4 protein-coding genes are annotated in these 2,969 nt (G+C 35.8%); all 4 read right to left on the reverse strand.

The annotated features are described in order from the left end of the window. Window positions 1–54 precede the first annotated feature (54 nt). Window positions 55–240: an aminoacyl-tRNA hydrolase gene (locus CJF42_RS25385; RefSeq protein WP_095369281.1), complete on the reverse strand. Its 186-nt coding sequence runs from the start codon at window positions 238–240 to the stop codon at window positions 55–57. Window positions 241–399: 159 nt separating this feature from the next. Further along, the gene (locus tag CJF42_RS25390; protein ID WP_252097742.1) at window positions 400–1,536 is read right to left on the reverse strand and encodes a zonular occludens toxin domain-containing protein; all 1,137 of its coding nucleotides are present in this window, start codon (window positions 1,534–1,536) and stop codon (window positions 400–402) included. A 5-nt stretch (window positions 1,537–1,541) separates the two neighbouring features. Further along, entirely contained in the window at window positions 1,542–1,862 is a 321-nt protein-coding gene (locus CJF42_RS25395; protein WP_095369282.1) for a DUF2523 family protein, read from the reverse strand. Beyond that, window positions 1,859–2,969, reverse strand: a 1,111-nt coding sequence (locus tag CJF42_RS27890; protein ID WP_170940771.1) for a hypothetical protein, incomplete at its 5' end; no start/stop codon positions are given. The genes CJF42_RS27890 and CJF42_RS25395, both read right to left, overlap by 4 nt.

The raw sequence follows: 2,969 nt of genomic DNA on the forward strand, positions 1-2,969 counted from the left end.
TCAATCAAAGCCCTGGAACATTAACACCATATATAAATATCTAGTACTATTTAATTAAACTGCTTTTTTCAGTCTTCCGGTACTTAATGATCTAACCATAGTCGGAACATAACCGTTATTTTCACACAAAAAGTCAGCCATAGATTTCAATTCAACTTCAGAGTCTACAGGTACCCAAAGTGTTATTTTCTTCTGACCTTTGTTTTTGCGTCTTTGTTCGTACTCTGAATTCCTACTCATATGAACTCCATTGTAACCGTCACCAGTGACAGCACTTTAAAATATAAATATATACTCAACATCATTTAGCTAATTACAAATGTAAACATAGTTGATTGTATTAAGATTTGTTATATCTTGGTTCGATGCAGTAGCTCGAATCAAGATATAACAACCAGATTAATTAGCTAACTGATTTTGTGTATCTTGAGGAATTGTTGCAAATAAATCATAATTTGGCCTAAACCTAAATGATAGCTTTTCATTCTCTTTTATCGCAACAAAGCCATTAAGTCGATTTTTAATGCTAAATCCTAATTCCCTAAATTCTGATAGATACATTTGGTCTATACGTCTATTGTTACTATCAGTCCACACGACAAGCGCATCAAACAACACACCCATACGCTCATCTTTATAAACAACTTGAGGTGTATAGGCATTGTTATTTTCAACTACAAAAACAGCTTCATCATCTGCCTTTAATTTTATAACAGGTTTAACCGGTTCTAATTTTTTAGGTTGTTTAGCTAGAGAACTGCCAGCCGCGTGAGTTGTATTTTCAACTTTTGGCTTATCATCGTTCTTGGCCTGTTGCTCTGGAGTACCCGAACCAGTAAAAAAACTATATAGATAATATATTGCAAAACATAAAACTATCCCAAAAACTGGAAATGCTATTTTAAATATCCAGTTATTAAAAACGTTAGCGCGTTTATCTTCTTTTGTGTCGTAGTTGGTTGTACCATCCTGATGACTTTTATAACTACCAAAATACTTATCTTCATAATTCTTAGTACCCGTATTAACTTTAGTAAAAGTTATCTCACCCCTACCGTTCAACATGCCTTGATACATTGTCCATTTATATTTTTTAGGCTTGCCGAACATGTCCATTTTTAAGAATTGTATTTTTTGTTGGCAACGTCTACGCCAAATGACATTTACATCGGCTATTGATTGACCCATGCCAATGATATCAATTCCTAAGTGACGATGCTCTGTGATCCACTTTGTCATTTCTGTAGAAACAGCACCTTTAGAATTCCCCCAGAAGTTCTGCATTTCATCAAGAATCACTAAAGAATCTTTTTTAACATGCTTATAAACTTCATGCATTTGTTCTTCATCAATCTGAATTAAATGCTCTCTAATATACTCAATGGGCTTTTCTAATAATGTCGCTATCTTTTGATGGTCTAAACCATTTACTCGTGCAAACACTTTTCGACCCGCTTTTAATGCCGGAATAACCTGATGCACAATTGATTCGTAACTTTTGCCGCTTCCTGGCAAACCTTCGTGAAATATAAACATTTAATTTACCCCCAGAATGGAATCATTTTTTTAAGATAGCTATAAACGACAGCAGTACCGTAGATTGAAAAACCTTGCGCTAGACCGCTTAAAGCAAGGAAATATCCAACGTCTGGCGGCAACTGAGAAATAACAGATTGCAAACCAGTTTGTATAAATTCTGGAGGTTGTAATGTATTCATTGTACTGACAATCCCATCTAAAAAATGGTCATATATTCTAAGCGGTAGAGATTCAAACCAATTTAAAACACCCTCTATTATTGAATTAAACCATTCGCCCGTTGCCTGCCACGCCTCTTTAAACCAAGTTAAAATATCTTTCATCGTCTAAACTCTCTATATGCTAAAACCATAAATAACAACATGATTACTTTTTCAACCCACGGAAAAACCCTGGCTACTTCTGGCCTGCACCAATGGTCAAAAACCATCGTCCCCGCACCATCAATCCAAGCACCTGCATTAAATGAATAACTAGGACATTGCGATTGTATGAAACTTACTTTGAAAAAATTTGATACTGAGGAATAGATAACAGCGCTTTTAACTTTTGTTATAAAATCCGCTGTAACCGTTCCGAAATTCTCGTTTTGCCAATCGACATCGTTATCTTTTAATCTGTCAGGAACTGTTAGTTCTACACCCTCAACTGTTTCACCAGTACCAGTTAATGCATCTGCTATTGTTTTTACATTTTCATCAATAGCGCCTAATTTTGAATTCATAGAACTTAAAATTCCATTCGACTCAGCGTTATCATCTTTCATATTTGCAAGCAGTTTGTTTGTTTCTTCGGTCTTTGTATTGTTTGTTTTTGACAGCTCAGCAAGATTTGATAAGTTATCAATAATTGAATCGTTTTGACTGCCAATTGAATTTAATCCCGTAACAACGTCTGTATTATTGACAAGTCCATCTCCGTCCTTATCTGTTTCTTGATTAGATTTACAGATAGTTGGATTTGATAATCTGAATACATCATCTAAACAATTCTTATCTTTATCGCTTGGCGTTTGGTCATCATTGCTTTCCTCTTGACATATAAAAACACCATCGACAGTCCCGCAATTTGTATCACATTGCATTTGCGTTGTATTGTCATATGATGAAGTCGTAACTGCGCATTTGTCGTTCGGGTCTTCTTCACAATAACGACCGTTAGGAGTTACATAACAATTATCATCATCTTTGGGGTGTTGGTCAGGTTCTTTAGGCTCTCCGGTATCACAATCAATACTTTCACCCAAACTTGGCGGTAAATTAACCGCGCCATCATTAGCGCTATAAGAACACTGTTTTGACGGGTCAGCAGGATTTTGAAAGCACATAACTGAATCACTGGTAAACGCCAATTCTCCAACCGATGCAGAACCTAACACGGGACAATTATCATCATTTTCATTGGGCTGTTCAATCAAAGGTTTTGCACAC

Source organism: Pseudoalteromonas sp. NBT06-2, from assembly GCF_002276045.1.
Classification (GTDB): Bacteria; Pseudomonadota; Gammaproteobacteria; order Enterobacterales; family Alteromonadaceae; genus Pseudoalteromonas.

Coding starts and splice junctions, on each gene's coding strand:
- CJF42_RS25385 (WP_095369281.1), bottom strand. CDS start 240: ATGAGTAGGAATTCAGAGTACGAACAAAGACGCAAAAACAAAGGTCAG.
- CJF42_RS25390 (WP_252097742.1), bottom strand. CDS start 1,536: ATGTTTATATTTCACGAAGGTTTGCCAGGAAGCGGCAAAAGTTACGAA.
- CJF42_RS25395 (WP_095369282.1), bottom strand. CDS start 1,862: ATGAAAGATATTTTAACTTGGTTTAAAGAGGCGTGGCAGGCAACGGGC.